Genomic DNA, 16,957 nt, shown 5'->3' with positions numbered 1-16,957 from the left:
TTCCCCTGGTCAGCCGTATTGCCGTACTTACCGTGATCGCGTTGCTTGTGCCCCGAGCACACCCAGCCCACACTTGAGGAGGAGGTGCCGCCGTGACCGCTCTCGCACACGAGAGGCCCGAGATCATGCCCGAGGCTCAGGCTGAATTCTTGAACGTATCCGACCCGGATGAGGGCCTGTGGCAGCTGTGGAAGGCCATGGAACTCCCCGAGGGCTACCGCGCTGAGATCATCGAGGGAGCCATCGAGGTGTCGCCCACCGGTCGCTTTGCACATTCCCAAGTCGTCAACCGCCTCAGGGATGCCCTGGTGATCTTTCTGAAGGACGGCGAGTACGGCGCTTGGAACGACACGAACGTGCTCCACTCACGGAGGGTATGGATTCCGGACGGGCTCGTGGCACCTCGGGACGCCGAGCTGGCCGAGGATGAGGACGGCCTAGGGATCAAGGCTTCCGCAGTCGCGCTGATCGTCGAAGTCGTCTCCCCCGGCAAGAGCAACCAGGACCGAGACCGCATGCGCAAGCGTCGCGAATACGCCCGTGCCGGTATCCCCGCCTACGTCCTCATCGACGACTGCGACGGCCAGGGCGCTGTCACCCTCTTCACCGGCCCCCGTCCCGACAAGGCCGACTGGGACGACATCCACCGCGTCCCCTACGGCACCGAAGTCACCATCCCCGAAGGCCCCGTCAAGGGCTTCGTGATCGGCGAGGCGATCACGGGCCCGAAGCGGGGCTGACGGGCAAACCGCCGTCCGCTACGGCGCGGTGACCGCCGAGTCGGCCGCCGGCAGGGACTCGGAACCGTCCTCGGCCACCGCGGTGACCCAGTAGAAGGACGTGGTTCCGCGCGGCACGCCGGTGTCGAAGTACTCCAGGGCTCCGCTGGGGAGTTCGGCGATCGTCTCGTAGGCGGAGGTCTGCGGGTTCCAGCGGTGGACGCGGTAGCCGCCGGCCTGTTCCGGAGCCGAGTCGGCGAGCCCCTGCCAGGTCAGCCGGTTGCCCTCGTCGCCCTCGGTCGCCTCCGCAGTGAGGGTCAGCGGCGACCCGTCGGGTGTGGCCACGCTCGGCGTCATGTCGAGCTCGGTGGCGATCACGATCTGCGCCTCACCGGTCCATGCGAACGACGAGTTCCCGGCGTCGTCGAGGGCGTCGACGATGAAGCAGGACTCCTCACCCTCGGGGAGGGTGACGTACGCGTAGGAGGTGGTGCCGGCCGGCACGGAGTAGCCCGGGTACAGGGAGCACACCTGCTCCTCCCCCTCGTCGCCCCAGAGCTCACCCCGGCGGACCGTGTAACTCTCCAGGTCCGCCGTCGGGTTGGCGTCCCAGTGCACCTCGAAGCCGTACTCGGTGGGAGTGACCGTCACCCCGGTGACGGCGGACGGCGGGGTCACGTCCCGGAGCCTGCCGACCACGGCGGTGGACCGCGCGGACTCGTTGCCCGCCGCGTCCAGCGCGGTCACGCGGTAGTAGTAGTAGGCGCCCTCCACGGCGGTGGAGTCCAGGTACGAGGTCTGGTCGGTGGTGCCGATCGGGATGTAGGTGCCGCTCAGGCTCGCCGCCCGGTACACGCGGTACGACGTCGCTCCCGCGACCTCGCTCCAGGCGAACTGGAGCCCCTCCGGCTTGCTGGCGGTGGGGCCGAGGGCGGGCGCGGCGGGGGCGGTCCGGTCGGCTGTGGTGACCGTCCTGACGGCGGTGCCCGCCGACTCGTTGCCCGCCGTGTCGTAGGCGCGCAGCTCGTAGGCGTAGGCCGAGCCGGTCACCGGGAGGGTGTTGTCGGTGTACGTGGTGGAGGCGGTGGAGACCAGCCGCGTCCAGGAGGTGCCGTCGGCGGGGCGCCGGTAGACCCGGTAGCCGGCGAGGTCCATCTCCTTGTTCTTCGCCCAGCTGAGCTTCGCCAGGCCGGTCGCGGTGTCGTAGGCGACCGCGAGGCCCGTCGGGGTGAGCGGCTTCACCGTGTCGACCGTCGCCGCGGTACGGGGCGCGTAGGTGAACTTGACGTTGGCACCGCCGGTCCAGTTCACGTAGTCCACGCGGACCGTGTGTCTGCCCTGGGGGATCGCCAGGTTCAGGGTCTTGGTGACCGTCGAGGAGACGTTCTTCCAGACGCTGATCTTGCGGACGCCGTCGACGTAGACGCGTACGCCGTCCTGGGCGGAGACCGAGAGGGCGAAGGGGCCGCCCGAGCCGAAGTCGCGGGTCACCGTCCAGCGGACGCCGAAGTCGTTGGTGGGCAGACCGGAGGCCGGGGCCCTGGTGCCCCAGTTCTCGCTGATCGTCGCGTCGCAGTCGGTCTTCTTCGGGGTGCCCGAAAAGGCGGTGTTCGCGAAGAATTGACGCTTGTACACCGGAGAGGTGCAACTGGTCGCGGCCGAGGCGGGTGCGGCGGTGGCGGCGGTGAGAAGACCGCCGGTCGTGGCGAGCACCACGGCCGTCGCGAGTCTGGCTGGCTTCATTCGATCCTCTGGTCGGGAAGGGCAGGCGTGTGCGGGGGCAGCCTGTCGTGATCACGACTCGCGAGAACTCGTGTTGGTTGTACGGGTCTTTGCCCGTAGGGGAAGCCCTCTTTGAGGAGAGTCCGTAAAGGGTGTTCCGTACCCTCTTCGCTTCGTCTCCATGCGTCTTCACTCGCTGAGCGGAGTGTGATGTTGTTACTTCGTTAAGTGGACCGGCTTGACTCCGGTGGCCGCGGCCGCGTTGGCTTTTCAGACACCTGGGTCAGCATGCCGCCCCCATGTCCGGATTGCACCGAACGCACCTGAAGTGAGCCCCCGAATGCGTCGTATCGCCATAGCTGTGGTTGCCTCCACGATGTCCCTCTCGCTCGCCGGATGCGGTGTGCTCGGGGCTTCGGAGGACAGCAGCGACACGACACCGACCCGGACCAACGACATCACCATCGGTGTGCTGATGCCGGAGACCACCAACACCCGGTACGCGGAGTTCGACTACCCGATCATCAAGGAAAAGATCGCGTCCCTGACGAACAACAAGGGCAAGACGGAGTACGCCAACGCCGCGTCGAGCGTCAAGAAGCAGAACACCCAGATGCAGAAGATGATCGACGAGAAGGTCGACTGCATCCTGCTCGACGCCGTCGACTCCCACAAGATCGCGCCCATGGTCGAGAAGGCCAAGGAGGCGGGCATCCCGGTCATCGCCTACGACCGTCTCGCCGAGGGCCCGATCGACGCGTACGTCTCCTTCGACAACGAGCTCGTCGGCGAGGTGCAGGGCCGTGCCATCACCGAGGCGCTCGGCGCGGCCGACACCTCCGACCAGATCGTCATGATCAACGGCTCGCCCACCGACCCGAACGCCGCCCAGTTCAAGGCAGGGGCGATGAACGAGCTCAACGGCCGTGTGACCATCGCCGCGACCTACGACACCGACGGCTGGAAGCCGACCATCGCCCAGCAGCACATGGCCAAGGCGATCGAGAAGATCGGCAAGGACAACATCGCGGCCGTCTACTCCGCGAACGACGCCATGGCCGGCGGCATCATCAAGGCCCTGGAGGCCGCGGGCGTCAGCAGCAGCAACCTGCCGCCGATCACCGGCCAGGACGCCGAGCTGTCGGCCGTGCAGCGGATCGTCAGCGGCGAGCAGTACATGACCGTCTACAAGCCGTACCCGGGTGAGGCCGAGGCCGCCGCCGAGGCCGCGGTCGCCAAGGTCCAGGGCCGTGAGCTGCAGTTCGAGGCGCTCACCCGCGACAAGATCGACAGCCCCACGAAGAAGGACATCCCGGCCAAGCTGGTGACCGTGGTCGCGCTGACCAAGTCCAACATCGAGAAGACCGTCATCGCGGACGGCATCTACAAGGTGTCCGACATCTGCACCGCCAAGTACAAGCAGGCCTGCAACGCCATCGGCCTGAAGTAGGGCTACCAGCCGACGAGCGGCTTCATCGTGATGAGCACCCCGTCCGGTGCGTACGGCACCGGGCTGGTGTTCATGTAGCCCGCCCGGTCCCGGTCGCCCGACACGCGCAGGCCCGTGACCTTCGCGTCCCGCGGGACGTCGTACCAGAGCTCGACCTCGATCAGGTCGTGCCCGCCGATCTCCACGGTGTCGTGCTGGCGGCGTACGGCCATGGCGAAGCTGTCCGGCTGCCCCGGGCGGCCGGACACGCCCGCGAGCCGCTGCCGCTTCGCGACGTACGTGTGGAACTCCGGGTCCTTGTTGTCGACCCGCAGCCGCGCCCAGCAGAACCGCCCCTCCGGCTGCGCCTCGCTGTGCGAGCCGGAGACCGCGTTCAGGCCGCAGCGCAGCGAGAGCAGCGTGAAGGTGAGATGGCCGTCCTTGTGGGGGCGGGAGGGGGCCTGCGTGGCGGTGGCGGAGGCCGAAGGGGCGGAATCCTTTCCCTCGCCGCCTCCGCAGCCCGCCGCGCCCAGCAGTACGGCGGCCAGTACGGCTGTCGTGAGCCCACGCGTCTTCCCCATACCCGGGATTGTCCGGCCGCCGCCCCGCAATGGGGAGACCCCGTCACGCCACCCGCGTGAACTCCACCGTCACCTCCGGCGGGCCGCCGGCCACGCCCCGGTAGATGCCCTTGTGCGGGGTGACGTCGTCGTAGTCGCGCCCACGGCCGACCACGACGTGGGACTCGTCGGCGCGGGTCCGGTTGGTGGGGTCGTAGCCGTGCCAGTCGCCCGCCCAGTACTCGATCCAGGCATGGCTCTGCCCGGCCACCGGGCGGTGCAGCTCCGCCTCCCGCTCCGGGTGGAGATAGCCGGAGACATAGCGGGTGGGCAGGCCCAGGCCCCGCAGCAGCGCGATCGTGAGGTGCGCGATGTCCTGGCAGACGCCGGCGCCCTGCTCCCAGGCCTCGGCGGCCGAGGTGTTCACGCCGGTGGCGCCGGGGAGGTAGGCGACCCGGTCGGCGACCAGCGAGGACACGGCGACCGCCGTCTCGTGCGGGTCGAGCCCGGCCACGGCCTTGCGGGCCTTCTTCACCAGCTTCGGCGGGACCGTCGTACGGACCGTGGGGCCCGCGAACTCCAGCAGACGTGAGGTGGCGACGCGCTCGGCGATCTCCGGCCAGGCGAGGGCCGGCACCGGCTCGTCCGGCGGGGCCGTCTCGACCAGGCTGGAGGCCGTGATGGTGAGGTCGGCGTGCGGGTCCATCAGCTCGAAGGCGGTGACCTGGGTGCCCCAGTAGTCCCAGTACGACCAGGTGGTGGCCGCCGGGCGGATGGTCACCCGGGAGTCCAGGGTCGTCTGGCCCGGCAGGGTGAGGGGAGTCATGCGGACCTCGTTGTGCGAGGAGACCGCCGCCTGTGCGTAGGAGACACGGGTCGTGTGACGGATGCGGAGCCTGCGGGTCATCGCGCTCACGCTCCTTCCTGGGCCCACACGACGGGCCCCTGGTACGGGAAGAACCGCTCGGCGACCGCCTCCGCCGAGGCCATGCAGGCGGTCTGCAGGTCCCTCAGGAGCAGCGGGAGCTGGTCCTCGAGGGCATGGGTGTCGAGGTACTCCAGACGGGTGCGCAGCCGGCCGATGGGGCGGCGGGCCGGGTCCTGGCGGGGGCGGCCCAGGGCGGACAGGCACTCCTCCGCCGTGGTCAGCGCGTGCAGCGCCGAGCGCGGGAAGTCCCGGTCCAGGAGCAGGAACTCGGCCACGCGCGGGGTGTCCCCGAAGCCGCCGTAGACCCGCGCGAACGCCTCGTCGGCGCCGGACGCGCTCAGCAGCGTCGGCCAGTCCGGCGCGTGGGCGGCGTCCAGGACGCGCACCGACAGCAGCCGTACGGTCATGTCCACCCGCTCCAGGCTGCGGCCCAGGACGACGAACCGCCAGGAGTCGTCCCGGCTCATCGTGGAGTCGGCGAGGCCGAAGAAGAGCGCGGCGCGGCTGCGGACCAGCTCCAGATAGGCGTAGGGGCCCGTGCGGCGGGCCGCGCGGCGCTGGTCGGCGAGGGCGTGCCAGGTGGCGTTCAGGCATTCCCACATGGCCGAGGAGACGGCCTCACGGGCGCTGCGGGCGTTGAGCCGGGCGGCGCCCAGCGCCCCCTCGATCGAGCCCGTCGAGCGGGCGTCGAACGCCAGCTGGTCGAGGACCTGCTGCATGTCGACCGGTTCGCGGCCCGCGTCCATGCCGAGGATCGCGTACAGCGACCGGCAGGCCGCGTCCTCGTCGCGCCAGGGGTCCTCCAGCATGCGGTGGAGGTAGGCATCGAGGATGCGCGCGGTGGCGTCGGCCCGTTCGACATAGCGGCCGGTCCAGGTCAGCGCCTCCGCTATGCGGGAGAGGATCACGTCGTTCACTGCTGCTGCGCCCCTTCCTGTACGCCGGTGGGGGTCCCGTCGGGGCCGAGCTGGCGGGGGACGACGGACGGGAGCGTGCCGTCGTCAAAGATGCGGGAGGGGCCCTCGACCGGGCCCTCGGCGAGCACCCAGGTGTCCTTGGAGCCGCCGCCCTGGCTGGAGTTGACGATGAGGTTGCCCTCCTGGAGGGCCACGCGGGTCAGGCCGCCGGGCAGCACCCAGATGTCGTTGCCGTCGTTGACGGCGAACGGGCGCAGGTCGATGTGGCGGGGCGCCATGCGTTCGCCCGCGAGGGTGGGGGAGGTGGACAGGGCGACGGGCCGCTGCGCGATGAAGCCGCGCGGGTCGGCGGCGACGGCCTTGCGGGTCTTCTCCAAGGTCTTCGCGTCGGCCTTCGGGCCGATGACGATGCCCTGTCCGCCCGCGCCGTCGACCGGCTTGATGACGAGCCGGTCGATCTGGTCGAGGACGGCCTCGAGCTGGCCCGGCTCGTCGGGGCGGTACGACTCCACGTTGGGGAGAATCGGTTCCTCACCGAGGTAGTACCGGATCAGGTCCGGGACGTAGGTGTAGAGCAGCTTGTCGTCGGCGATGCCGTTGCCGACGGCGTTGGCGAGGGTGACGTTTCCGGCCACGGCCGCGCTCATGATGCCCGGGCAGCCGATGACCGAGTCGGGGCGGAAGTGGAGGGGGTCGAGGAAGTCGTCGTCGAGCCGCCGGTAGACGACGTGGACGGGGACCTCGCCGCGGGTGGTGCGCATCCACACCCGGTTGTTGCGGCAGACCAGGTCGTGCCCCTCCACCAGTTGCACGCCCATCAGCCGGGCCAGCAGCGCGTGTTCGAAGTACGCGGCGTTGCTGGGGCCCGGGGTGAGGACGACGACCCGGGGATCGGCGGTCCGCTCGGGTGCGGCGGCCCGCAGCGAGGCCAGCAGGCGGGCGGCGTAGCCGTCGACGGGGACGACGTGCTGCCCGTCGAAGAGGGACGGGAACACCCGGGTCATGGCCCGCCGGTTCTCGATGACGTACGAGACGCCGCTGGGCACCCGTACGTTGTCCTCCAGGACCCGGAAGTCCCCGGCCTCGTCCCGCACCAGGTCGATGCCGGCGACGTGGATGCGCACCCCGTTCGGCGGCTCCACCCCGTGCGCCGCGCGGTGGAAGTGCGCGGAGCTCAGCAGCAGCCGCCAGGGGACGACACCGTCCTCGAAGGCGCGGCAGGGCCCGTAGGCGTCGGCGAGGTAGGCCTCCAGGGCCCTGACCCGCTGACCGACGCCGCGTTGTATGAAATCCCACTCGACGGCGTCGAGGATCCTGGGCACGAGGTCCAGCGGCCAGGGCCGCTCCTCGCCCGCGAAGGCGTAGGTCACGCCACGGTCGGTGAAGGCACGGGCCATCTGGTCGGCCCGGAACCGCAGTTCACCTGGTTCGATCGGCTGGAGCGCCGCCAGTACCGGCTCATAGGCGGTCCTGACCTCACCCGGCCGCTCGAACATCTCGTCCCACGCATCGGCCAACGCGTATGCGTCAAATATGTCCGCCATGGCCTGACGTTAAGTGCGGGACGTAACACGACGATCACTCGGCGGTTTCCGGGAGCGCACACGCGTCCGGAAGGTGTTCCCGGGTCCGGCCGAACTCCCCCGTTGCCCGGCCGGACCGTCCCGGGTGGCAAGCACCCGGGGGGAAGTGGAATCAACGATGCCCCTGTCTACGCGCGCGCACCACCATCAGCTTGTTGCAGTGCGAGGGGCGGAGGCCGGGAGAAACTCGGTTATATGAGTGGTTTTCCGCTGCCGTGGCCGGGGGAGGCGTGTTGCGGAGCCGGTCCCGTCCGCGCATAGTTGCGCTGCGGAAGAGCCGAGCGGAGAGGCGTCAAGCGGGGGTGGGATGGGCGATGGCCGGGCACGGGGCGGAGGAGCATCCTCACGGTGCTGACCGACTGTGCGGGGCCGGGGATCGCGTGTATTCCCGGGCCGTACGGCGGGGGCGGGTGCCGCGCGGCGACGCCGAGCCGGTTCCGTGTCTGCTGGAGCTGGCCCTGCTCCACCCCGACCCCGACGACATGGACTGGCTGGTGCCGACCTCCCCGCAGGAGGTCATGACCCGGCTGCTGCGCGGCCTCCACGACGAGGTCAGGGCGAGCGAGCGGCGGATGGGCTCGGCCGTCGCCGCCTTCGAGTGGTACGCCGGTCTGGGCGGCCCGGCACCGGGCGGGCCGGCCGGCGAGGGCGCGGCGATCCGGGTCCTGGACGGCGCCTCCCGGATCCAGGCGGCCCTGGACCAGGCGACCGAGGCGTGCACGACCGAGGTGCTGACGGTGCAGCCGGGCGGCATCCGGCGCGAGCACGAACTGTCGGAGGGCCTGCACCGGGCACTGGAGCTGCGCGGCCGGGGCGTGCGGATGCGCGACCTGTACAACCATGTGGCCCGGCACGGCCAGGGCCTGCTGAACTACCTGGAGCTGATGGGCGACGCGGTGGAGGCCCGCACCCTGGACGAGGTCATCGACCGGCTGATCCTGTTCGACCGCAAGGTGGCCTTCATCCCGGCGAACGCCGACCGCACGATGGCCCTGGAGCTGCGCCACCCCGCCCTGATCGCCTATCTGGTCACGGTCTTCGAGCGCCTGTGGCGGCTCGCCATCCCGCTCACCGCCCCGCTGCCCGACACCCGCATCGAGGGCATCTCCCACCGCGAGCAGTCCATCGCCGCGCTGCTGGCGGAGGGCCACCAGGACGCGGTCATCGCCGAACGCCTCGGCATCAGCGTGCGCACCTGCCGCGCCCACATCGCCCGCCTCTCGGAGACCCTGGGCGCGGCGAGCCGCACCCAGCTGGGGGTGCGGATCGCGCAGGTGGGGCTGGACGGGCCGGTGGACGCGAGCGAGCTCAGCGTTCCGGTGCCGGACGCGGTGGCGGGCCCTGGTCCCGGTGCCGCTGTTCCCGGTGCGGCGGTTCCGGGTGCTCTTCCTGGTCAAGGATCCCCGACCGGCCGATGAGGTAGCCGAGCTGGGCGCGGCTCTCGCTGCCGAGGGTGGCGGCGAGTTTGGCGATGTGGACGCGGGCGGTGCGGATGTTCATGCCGAGGCGCGCGGCGATGACGGCGTCGGTGTGCCCCTCCACGAGGAGGGTGGCGATGGCCCGTTGGCGGGGGGTGACGCCGTTGAGCGAGGGGCGTTGGACGGCCTGGGGGTACATGGGGGTGGCCAGGCGCCAGAAGCGGTCGAAGGCCGTGGCCAGATAGGCGATCAGGGCGGGCTGGCGGACCTCGAGGGCGAGGGTGCCGTCCTCGTTGGCGGGGAGGAAGGCGACGGCGCGGTCGACGACGATGAGGCGGTCGGTGACCTCGTCGAGGCCGCGCGCCTCGGCGTCGCCGTTCAGCATCTCGTGGTAGCCGATGATGCCCTGGATGTGCCGGGTCGTGTGCTGGTAGAGGGTGCGGATACGGCAGCCCCGGTCGAGCAGGGCCTGGTCGCGCTGGAGGGCGATCGTCAGGGAGGCGACGGCCCGGTCGCTGTCGAATCCGCTTCTGGGCTGGACGCAGAGGAGTTCCTGGCGCGCCTCGTCCATGGCCTCGGTGATGGCCTGGTTGATGCGCTCGTTGCCGCTGAGGACGCGCAGGGCGGCGGACTCCGTGGGGGCGGTGCGGCTGCCGGTGAGGCGCATGAGGGGTTCGAACAGCGCGGTCAGCCGTTCCTCGCGGCGCCGTTCGTCGGCGATCCGGGCCGCGGTGGCGTGCAGCTGGCGGTGCAGGGCGACCGCGGGGGCGACGGGCTCCAGATGGTCGAGGTCGTCGACGGCCGGGTGGAGGAGGCCCAGTTCGAGCAGACAGGGGGCGGAGCCGGCGTCGCCGGCCGCGAGTCGGCCCTCGCGCAGGGCGCGTTCGTAGAGCAGCGACCCCTCGGTGCAGAGTTCTGCCACGCCGTGGTGGGGGTGCGGCGGCGCTTTCACGTCGGGTCCCTTTCCTGTTCCTGTTCGAGGATTCCTGAGCGTGCGATGAGGTAGCCGAGCTGGGCGCGGCTCTCGCTGCCGAGGGTGGCGGCGAGTTTGGCGATGTGGACGCGGGCGGTGCGGATGTTCATGCCGAGGCGGTCGGCGACGACGGCGTCGGTGTACCCCTCGACGAGGAGGGTGGCGATGGCCCGTTGGCGGGGGGTGACGCCGTTCAGGGTGGGCGGGCGGACGGCCTCGGGGTGCATGGGGGTGGCGAGGTGCCAGAGGCGGTCGAAGGTGGTGGCGAAGTACCGGGTGAGCGCGGGGTGGCGTACTTCGAGGGCGAGGGTGCGGTCCTTGTTGGCGGGGACGAAGGCGACGGTGCGGTCGAGCAGGATGAGCCGTTCGGTGACCTCGTCGAGGGTGCGGGCCTCGACGTCGCCGCGGATCTGCTCGTAGCGTGCCGTGACGGTCGGCGCGTGCCGCAGGGTGTGCTGGTAGAGCGTGCGGATCCGGCCGCCGCGGTCCAGGAACGCCTGGTCGCGTTCCATGGGCAGGTGGTGCACGGTCGGCGGTCGGTTGGTGTGAGCGGTGTGGGGCTGGATGCACAGCATCTCGTGGCGTGCCTCGGCCATCGCCGAGGTGATGGCGTCGTTGATGGGGGCCGGCCCGCTCAGGACCCGGATGGCGGGCGACTCCGGTTCGGCCGCGCGGGCGTGGGGGATGCGCAGGAGCGGCTCGAACGTCTCCACCAGCCGTGCCGTGTACCGCCGTTCCTCCGCGACGCGGTCCCCGAAGGACCGCAGTCTGCGGTGCAGGGCGACGACGGGCGGTACGGGTTCCAGCAGGGCCGGGTCGTCGGTGTCCGGCCGCAGCAGTCCACCGTCGAGCAGACAGGGCGTCTCCTCGGCCTCGGACCGCGTCACCCGGCTGTCGCGCAGGGCGCGGGCGTAGAGACGCAGACCCGGCTCGCACAGCTCCTCGGCGTGGTGGTGCACCTCGCTCGTCACCCGTGCCCTCTTCGTCGGCTCGTCACCTCACTCGCCCCGGTCCAGCATTCCCGACTGCGCTATGAGGTAGCCGAGCTGGGCCCGGCTGCCGCTGCCCAGGGCCGTGGCCAGCTTGGCGATGTGGGCGCGGCAGGTGCGTACGTTCATCCCCAGGCGGCGGGCGATGGCCTCGTCGACGTGGCCCTCGACGAGGAGTTTGGCGATGGAGTGCTGGATGTCGGTGAGGCCGTCCGGGGCGGTCTCGTACGGCGCTCCGGCGTTCAGCGGCACCGCCCTGTTCCACATGAACTCGAACACCTTGATGAGGTAGCGGACCATTCCGGGGTGGCGGATCTCCAGGGCGACCTGGCGGTCGTCGCGGACCGGGATGAACGCCACCGTCTCGTCGCAGATGATGAGCCGCTCCACGAGTTCGTCGATGGTGCGGTACTCCACCTTGGCATTGGCGAACTGGTCCACGTAGGCCAGCCGGTCCGGGCTGTAGCGGGCCGTGTGCTGGTACAGGGTGCGGATCCGCACCCCGCGCTCGATCAGTGGCTTGTCCCGTTCGAGGCCTTCTATGAGGCGCTGTTCGGGGCGGGCCGCCCGGCTGCTCGGCTGCACGGTGAGCGTCTCGTTCTGGCACTGTGCGGTGGCCAGGTCGAGCGCCGCGTTGATCCGGTCGAGGCCTTCCAGCACGGTGATGGAGTTGGTGGGGGCGGTCTCCTGGGCGCTGAGGGCCATGAACGGCTCGAAGAGGTCGGCCAGCGCGACGGAGGTCCGCCTGCGCTCGCTGATCTCGCGTTCCAGGGGGTGCAGACGCCGTCCGAGGGCCACGGAAGGGGGGACAGGGCGCAGCCAGTTCGGGTCGTCCGGGTCGGGCTGGAGCAGGCCGAACTCCCTCAGGCAGGGGGCGCTGTCCACCTCTGCCCGCGCGATGCGGCCCGCGCGAAGGGAGGCAGCATAGAGTCGGCTTCCTTCCTCACACAGATCAGCCAACGCATGGGGATGTGTCGCATTAGTCCCATTTGTCGTCAAATCTCCACCCCCCAGGGTCCTGAACATGCAGGAACATGATGCACCGATCGTGTGGCCATGACGTGCCCGAATGAGCCATCGTCTTAGTCGACGGGGGAAGAGGGGACCTTCAAGTGAGGACGAAGCCGACTATGCGTAACAGATTGCTTCGCTCGGTGCTTGTCGCCGCCTTCTCCGCCGTTGTGGCCTTCGGTACGTTGGCCGGCCTCTCCGGTGCGAAGAGCGACAGCACGCAGCAGGGCGGCGCTCGGAGTACACAGGTTGCCGCGGTCGGCGTGGAACTGCCTGTCCGGCTGGACGACACGGTCTGGGACTGATTCGCGATGACCACGCCACCCGACGACCGCTCCTTCCGCCGCGAGATGGCCACCGCCTACCGCTCCGGCTGGCACTTCATCGACCTGGTCACCGCCATCCCCCACAGCGGTGACTCGTTGATGGTGACCGTGTTCGGAGAACCGGTGGTCGTCACGCGGGACGAGGAGGACGACGTACGGGCCTATCGGTGTCTGCGGCGGCCCCGGGGGGCGCCGCAGCCCGTCCGGTGCGCGATCCGGTACGGAATGATCTTCGTGAATCTGGACCAGCGTGACCATCAGTTGGCGGAGCAGGCACCCCAGGCCGCCCCGCGAACCATCTCAGCCACCCCCCGCAGTGCCTGACGCGATTCCCCCGTCGTAACAGATCGCCTCAGGTGCTTCCCCCCGCAGCGGCGTCACCGTGACCTGAACACGGTGACGCCGCTGCAGTTTCTGGGGACATTTCCGGGTATCGGACCGCTTGCGTGGTGGCTGGAAAACGCCGGAGCGGATCAGGGGAGGGGTTTGGGTCAGCCGTGGCCCATCGCACGTGTCACCTCGATCTCGACGACCACCCGGGTCGGGTTCACCCGCGGTGTCCTGCCGTACCGCTCCGCGTAACGCCGTTCCGCCTCCGCGATCCGGTCCGGTTCCGTACGGACGTGTGCCCGGCCCTCCAGCGTGGCCCAGCGGCGGCCGTCCACCTGGCAGACCGCGACCCGGGCACCCTCCGGACCCGCCGCCAGGATGTTGCGCACCTTCGTGCTCGCCTTGTCCGCGACGACCCGGGCGAGCCGGCGCTCCGGGTCGTACGTCACCCCGACGGGCACCACATGCGGGCTGCCGTCCGGGCGGGGGGTGGTCAGCGTGCACAGATGCCGTTCGCGCCAGAAGGCGAGGTACCCGGCGTCGAGTCCCTGGAGATCGGTGGTCATGAACCCGGAATCTAGCGCCTGACGAAGCTGAAGCTCTTTGCGTCGACCTTGAGCGGAATAGACTCAACTTTGTGTACGCTGACTGAGTCAGGCACGGGAGACGGCTGATGCAAGGAGGAGACAGCGAACGTGGACGCCGAGCTGACCAACCGGAGTCGGGACGCGATCAACGCGGCCAGTAACCGGGCCGTGTCCGGAGGACACCCCGACCTCACCCCCGCCCACCTGCTGCTCGCGCTGCTCCAGGGGCAGGACAACGAGAACATCGTCGACCTTCTCGCAGCCGTGGACGCCGACCAGGCCGCCGTGCGCGCGGGCGCCGAGAAGGTGCTCGCCGGTCTGCCCAGCGTGACCGGCTCCACCGTCGCGCCCCCGCAGCCCAACCGCGAGCTGCTCACCGTCATCACCGACGCGCAGGAGCGCGCCCGTGACCTCGGCGACGAGTTCCTCTCCACCGAGCACCTGCTGATCGGCATCGCCGCCAAGGGCGGGGCGGCCGGCGAGGTGCTGGACCGGCAGGGGGCCACCGCGAAGAAGCTGCAGGACGCCTTCCAGAAGGCCCGCGGCGGACGCCGGGTGACCACCGCCGACCCCGAGGGGCAGTACAAGGCCCTGGAGAAGTTCGGCACCGACTTCACCGCCGCCGCGCGCGACGGCAAGCTCGACCCCGTCATCGGACGGGACCAGGAGATCCGCCGGGTCGTCCAGGTGCTCAGCCGCCGCACGAAGAACAACCCCGTCCTCATCGGTGAGCCCGGCGTCGGCAAGACCGCCGTCGTCGAGGGGCTCGCCCAGCGCATCGTGAAGGGCGACGTACCGGAGTCCCTCAAGGACAAGCGGCTCGTCGCGCTCGACCTGGGCGCGATGGTCGCCGGGGCCAAGTACCGGGGTGAGTTCGAGGAGCGGCTGAAGACCGTCCTCGCCGAGATCAAGGACTCCGACGGGCAGATCATCACCTTCATCGACGAACTGCACACGGTCGTCGGCGCGGGAGCCGGCGGCGACTCGGCGATGGACGCCGGCAACATGCTCAAGCCCATGCTGGCCCGCGGTGAGCTGCGCATGGTCGGCGCCACCACGCTCGACGAGTACCGGGAGCGGATCGAGAAGGACCCCGCGCTGGAGCGCCGCTTCCAGCAGGTGCTGGTCGCGGAGCCGACGGTCGAGGACACCATCGCGATCCTGCGCGGTCTGAAGGGCCGCTACGAGGCCCACCACAAGGTGCAGATCGCCGACAGCGCCCTGGTGGCCGCCGCGACCCTCTCCGACCGGTACATCACCTCCCGCTTCCTGCCCGACAAGGCCATCGACCTCGTCGACGAGGCCGCCTCCCGCCTCCGCATGGAGATCGACTCCTCGCCCGTCGAGATCGACGAGCTCCAGCGGTCCGTGGACCGGCTGAAGATGGAGGAGCTGGCCCTCAGCAAGGAGACCGACGCCGCCTCGCGCGAGCGGCTGGAGAAGCTGCGCCGCGACCTCGCCGACAAGGAGGAGGAGCTGCGCGGCCTCACCGCCCGCTGGGAGAAGGAGAAGCAGTCCCTCAACCGCGTCGGCGAGCTGAAGGAGAAGCTCGACGACCTGCGCGGCCAGGCCGAGCGCGCCCAGCGCGACGGCGACTTCGACACCGCCAGCAAGCTGCTGTACGGCGAGATCCCGGCCCTGGAGCGCGACCTGGAGGCCGCCTCCGAGGCCGAGGAGGAGGCCTCCAAGGGCACCATGGTCAAGGAGGAGGTCGGCTCGGACGACATCGCCGACGTCGTCGCCTCCTGGACCGGCATCCCGGCCGGCCGCCTGCTGGAGGGCGAGACGCAGAAACTGCTCCGGATGGAGCAGGAGCTGGGCCGCCGCCTCATCGGCCAGACGGAGGCGGTCCAGGCCGTCTCCGACGCCGTACGGCGCGCCCGGGCCGGCATCGCCGACCCCGACCGCCCGACCGGCTCGTTCCTCTTCCTCGGCCCGACCGGCGTCGGCAAGACCGAGCTGGCCAAGGCCCTCGCCGACTTCCTCTTCGACGACGAGCGGGCCATGATCCGCATCGACATGTCGGAGTACGGCGAGAAGCACAGCGTCGCCCGCCTGGTCGGCGCGCCCCCCGGTTACGTCGGCTACGAGGAGGGCGGGCAGCTCACCGAGGCCGTGCGCAGGCGCCCGTACAGCGTGGTCCTCCTGGACGAGGTGGAGAAGGCCCACCCCGAGGTCTTCGACGTCCTCCTCCAGGTCCTGGACGACGGGCGGCTCACCGACGGCCAGGGCCGCACGGTCGACTTCCGCAACGCCATCCTGGTGCTGACGTCGAACCTGGGCAGCCAGTTCCTGGTCGACCCCGTCGCCACCGAGGCGGAGAAGAAGGAGCAGGTCCTGGAGGTGGTCCGGGCGTCCTTCAAGCCGGAGTTCCTCAACCGGCTCGACGACCTGGTCGTCTTCTCGGCCCTGAACAAGGACGAGCTCGGCCGGATCGCCCGCCTCCAGATCGACCGCCTCGCCAAGCGCCTGGCGGAGCGGCGCCTCACCCTGGAGGTCACCGACGCGGCCCTGGCCTGGCTCGCCGACGAGGGCAACGACCCGGCGTACGGCGCCCGCCCGCTGCGCCGCCTCGTCCAGACGGCCATCGGCGACCGCCTCGCCAAGGAGATCCTGGCCGGCGAGGTCAAGGACGGCGACACGGTCCGCGTGGACGCCTTCGGATCAGAGGGGGCGTCGCGCAGCGACTCCGTCGAGGGTGGTGGCGGGCGACGGGCGGGCGGGCTGATCGTGGGCCCGGCGACCGGCAAGACGCTGTAGCGCGGACCTGCCGAACGCTCTCAGCGGAATTACGCCAAGCGGAGGTGAACCCTGGGGGGCGGGGCTTGCCACCCCCCTCCCCGCATGGGGGAGGATGGCGGGATCCGTACGAAGGGAAAATCACGGTGAGCATCGACCCGTCCTCGATTCCGAACTTCGGGGGCCAGCCCGAGCCGCAGCCCCAGGGTGGACCGGCGGGCCCCGTCGTCCCGGATCAGGACCTGGTGAAGCAGCTCCTCGACCAGATGGAGCTGAAGTACGTCGTCGACGACGAGGGTGACCTCGCGGCGCCGTGGGAGGAATTCCGTACGTACTTCATGTTCCGTGGCGAGGGTGACCAGGCGGTCTACTCGGTGCGGACGTTCTACGACCGGCCCCACAAGATCGACGACAAGCAGCAGCTGCTTGAGGCGATCGACGACTGGAACCGGCGCACCCTGTGGCCCAAGGTCTACACGCACACCCACGACGACGGCACCGTCCGCCTCATCGGCGAGGCGCAGCTGCTGATCGGCGCCGGGGTGAACATCGAGCTGTTCGTCTCCTCGACGGTGAGCTGGGTGCGTGCGGCCATCGAGTTCGACAAGTGGCTGGTGGAGCAGCTGGGCCTCGAATCCGAGGTCAACGACGCGGAGGACAAGCCCGAAGAGGGCGACGAGTAGGTCGTACGACCGGCCTTTCGTCAAAGAGGCGCCCGTCCACAGC

The 16,957-nt window shown here is 70.3% G+C and carries 16 protein-coding genes; 7 read left to right on the top strand and 9 right to left on the bottom strand.

Features of this window, described 5'->3' with window-relative positions; translation table 11 throughout:
- Positions 1–92: 92 nt before the first annotated feature.
- A complete protein-coding gene (locus ACIRF9_RS24500; protein WP_403825990.1) occupies positions 93–740 on the top strand; it encodes a Uma2 family endonuclease in 648 nt (215 codons plus the stop codon).
- An 18-nt stretch (positions 741–758) separates the two neighbouring features.
- Here the strand turns inward: ACIRF9_RS24500 and ACIRF9_RS24495 are convergent, their stop codons facing one another.
- The gene (locus ACIRF9_RS24495; protein ID WP_403825987.1) at positions 759–2,462 is read right to left on the bottom strand and encodes a PA14 domain-containing protein; all 1,704 of its coding nucleotides are present in this window, start codon (positions 2,460–2,462) and stop codon (positions 759–761) included.
- A 319-nt stretch (positions 2,463–2,781) separates the two neighbouring features.
- Here ACIRF9_RS24495 and ACIRF9_RS24490 point away from each other — a divergent pair, with 319 nt between their 5' ends.
- Complete coding sequence (locus tag ACIRF9_RS24490; RefSeq protein ID WP_403825985.1) at positions 2,782–3,891, top strand: sugar ABC transporter substrate-binding protein; 1,110 nt, start codon at positions 2,782–2,784, stop codon at positions 3,889–3,891.
- Positions 3,892–3,893: 2 nt separating this feature from the next.
- Here the strand turns inward: ACIRF9_RS24490 and ACIRF9_RS24485 are convergent, their stop codons facing one another.
- Genes ACIRF9_RS24485 through ACIRF9_RS24470 form a run of 4 tightly spaced genes read right to left on the bottom strand, consistent with a single transcriptional unit; the run spans position 3,894 to position 7,819 of the window.
- On the bottom strand, positions 3,894–4,451 hold the full coding sequence (locus tag ACIRF9_RS24485; protein ID WP_403825982.1) for a hypothetical protein: 558 nt from the start codon (positions 4,449–4,451) through the stop codon (positions 3,894–3,896).
- 43 nt (positions 4,452–4,494) lie between these two features.
- On the bottom strand, positions 4,495–5,337 hold the full coding sequence (locus ACIRF9_RS24480; protein ID WP_403825980.1) for a transglutaminase N-terminal domain-containing protein: 843 nt from the start codon (positions 5,335–5,337) through the stop codon (positions 4,495–4,497).
- 5 nt (positions 5,338–5,342) lie between these two features.
- Entirely contained in the window at positions 5,343–6,275 is a 933-nt protein-coding gene (locus tag ACIRF9_RS24475) for an alpha-E domain-containing protein (protein ID WP_403825978.1), read from the bottom strand.
- Positions 6,272–7,819: a circularly permuted type 2 ATP-grasp protein gene (locus ACIRF9_RS24470; protein ID WP_403825975.1), complete on the bottom strand. Its 1,548-nt coding sequence runs from the start codon at positions 7,817–7,819 to the stop codon at positions 6,272–6,274. The genes ACIRF9_RS24475 and ACIRF9_RS24470 overlap by 4 nt, the downstream gene beginning before the upstream one ends.
- A 353-nt stretch (positions 7,820–8,172) precedes the next feature.
- Here ACIRF9_RS24470 and ACIRF9_RS24465 point away from each other — a divergent pair, with 353 nt between their 5' ends.
- Positions 8,173–9,276: a LuxR C-terminal-related transcriptional regulator gene (locus ACIRF9_RS24465; RefSeq protein ID WP_403825972.1), complete on the top strand. Its 1,104-nt coding sequence runs from the start codon at positions 8,173–8,175 to the stop codon at positions 9,274–9,276.
- Here ACIRF9_RS24465 and ACIRF9_RS24460 read toward each other — a convergent pair.
- The 3 genes from ACIRF9_RS24460 to ACIRF9_RS24450 are packed head-to-tail and all read right to left on the bottom strand — an operon-like array spanning position 9,167 to position 12,264.
- Positions 9,167–10,228 carry a LuxR C-terminal-related transcriptional regulator gene (locus ACIRF9_RS24460; RefSeq protein ID WP_403825969.1) on the bottom strand — a complete coding sequence of 354 codons (1,062 nt, stop codon included), beginning with the start codon at positions 10,226–10,228 and terminating at the stop codon, positions 9,167–9,169. The genes ACIRF9_RS24465 and ACIRF9_RS24460 overlap by 110 nt on opposite strands.
- Complete coding sequence (locus tag ACIRF9_RS24455; protein WP_403825966.1) at positions 10,225–11,220, bottom strand: helix-turn-helix transcriptional regulator; 996 nt, start codon at positions 11,218–11,220, stop codon at positions 10,225–10,227. The genes ACIRF9_RS24460 and ACIRF9_RS24455 overlap by 4 nt, the downstream gene beginning before the upstream one ends.
- Before the next feature lie 27 nt (positions 11,221–11,247).
- On the bottom strand, positions 11,248–12,264 hold the full coding sequence (locus tag ACIRF9_RS24450) for a helix-turn-helix transcriptional regulator (RefSeq protein WP_403825963.1): 1,017 nt from the start codon (positions 12,262–12,264) through the stop codon (positions 11,248–11,250).
- Between the two features lie 104 nt (positions 12,265–12,368).
- Between ACIRF9_RS24450 and ACIRF9_RS24445 the strand changes: the two genes are divergently transcribed.
- Both ACIRF9_RS24445 and ACIRF9_RS24440 read left to right on the top strand, forming a co-directional pair.
- Positions 12,369–12,554, top strand: a complete 186-nt coding sequence (locus ACIRF9_RS24445; RefSeq protein WP_403825961.1) for a hypothetical protein — start codon at positions 12,369–12,371, stop codon at positions 12,552–12,554.
- Between the two features lie 6 nt (positions 12,555–12,560).
- Complete coding sequence (locus ACIRF9_RS24440) at positions 12,561–12,899, top strand: hypothetical protein (RefSeq protein WP_403825958.1); 339 nt, start codon at positions 12,561–12,563, stop codon at positions 12,897–12,899.
- A gap of 167 nt (positions 12,900–13,066) precedes the next feature.
- On the opposite strand, the gene ACIRF9_RS24435 is transcribed toward ACIRF9_RS24440, so the two are convergent.
- On the bottom strand, positions 13,067–13,471 hold the full coding sequence (locus tag ACIRF9_RS24435) for a pyridoxamine 5'-phosphate oxidase family protein (protein WP_403825956.1): 405 nt from the start codon (positions 13,469–13,471) through the stop codon (positions 13,067–13,069).
- A gap of 129 nt (positions 13,472–13,600) precedes the next feature.
- Between ACIRF9_RS24435 and clpB the strand changes: the two genes are divergently transcribed.
- Together clpB and ACIRF9_RS24425 are read left to right on the top strand one after the other, a co-directional pair.
- On the top strand, positions 13,601–16,252 hold the full coding sequence (gene clpB, locus ACIRF9_RS24430) for an ATP-dependent chaperone ClpB (protein ID WP_403825953.1): 2,652 nt from the start codon (positions 13,601–13,603) through the stop codon (positions 16,250–16,252).
- Positions 16,253–16,377: 125 nt separating this feature from the next.
- A complete protein-coding gene (locus ACIRF9_RS24425; protein WP_403825950.1) occupies positions 16,378–16,914 on the top strand; it encodes a YbjN domain-containing protein in 537 nt (178 codons plus the stop codon).
- The last annotated feature ends 43 nt before the right edge of the window (positions 16,915–16,957 follow it).

This window comes from Streptomyces sp. NPDC096132 (assembly GCF_044763345.1).
Classification (GTDB): Bacteria; Actinomycetota; Actinomycetes; order Streptomycetales; family Streptomycetaceae; genus Streptomyces.
The sequence above is the reverse complement of the archived record's forward strand: the minus strand, read 5'-3'. Positions and strand labels throughout refer to the sequence as shown.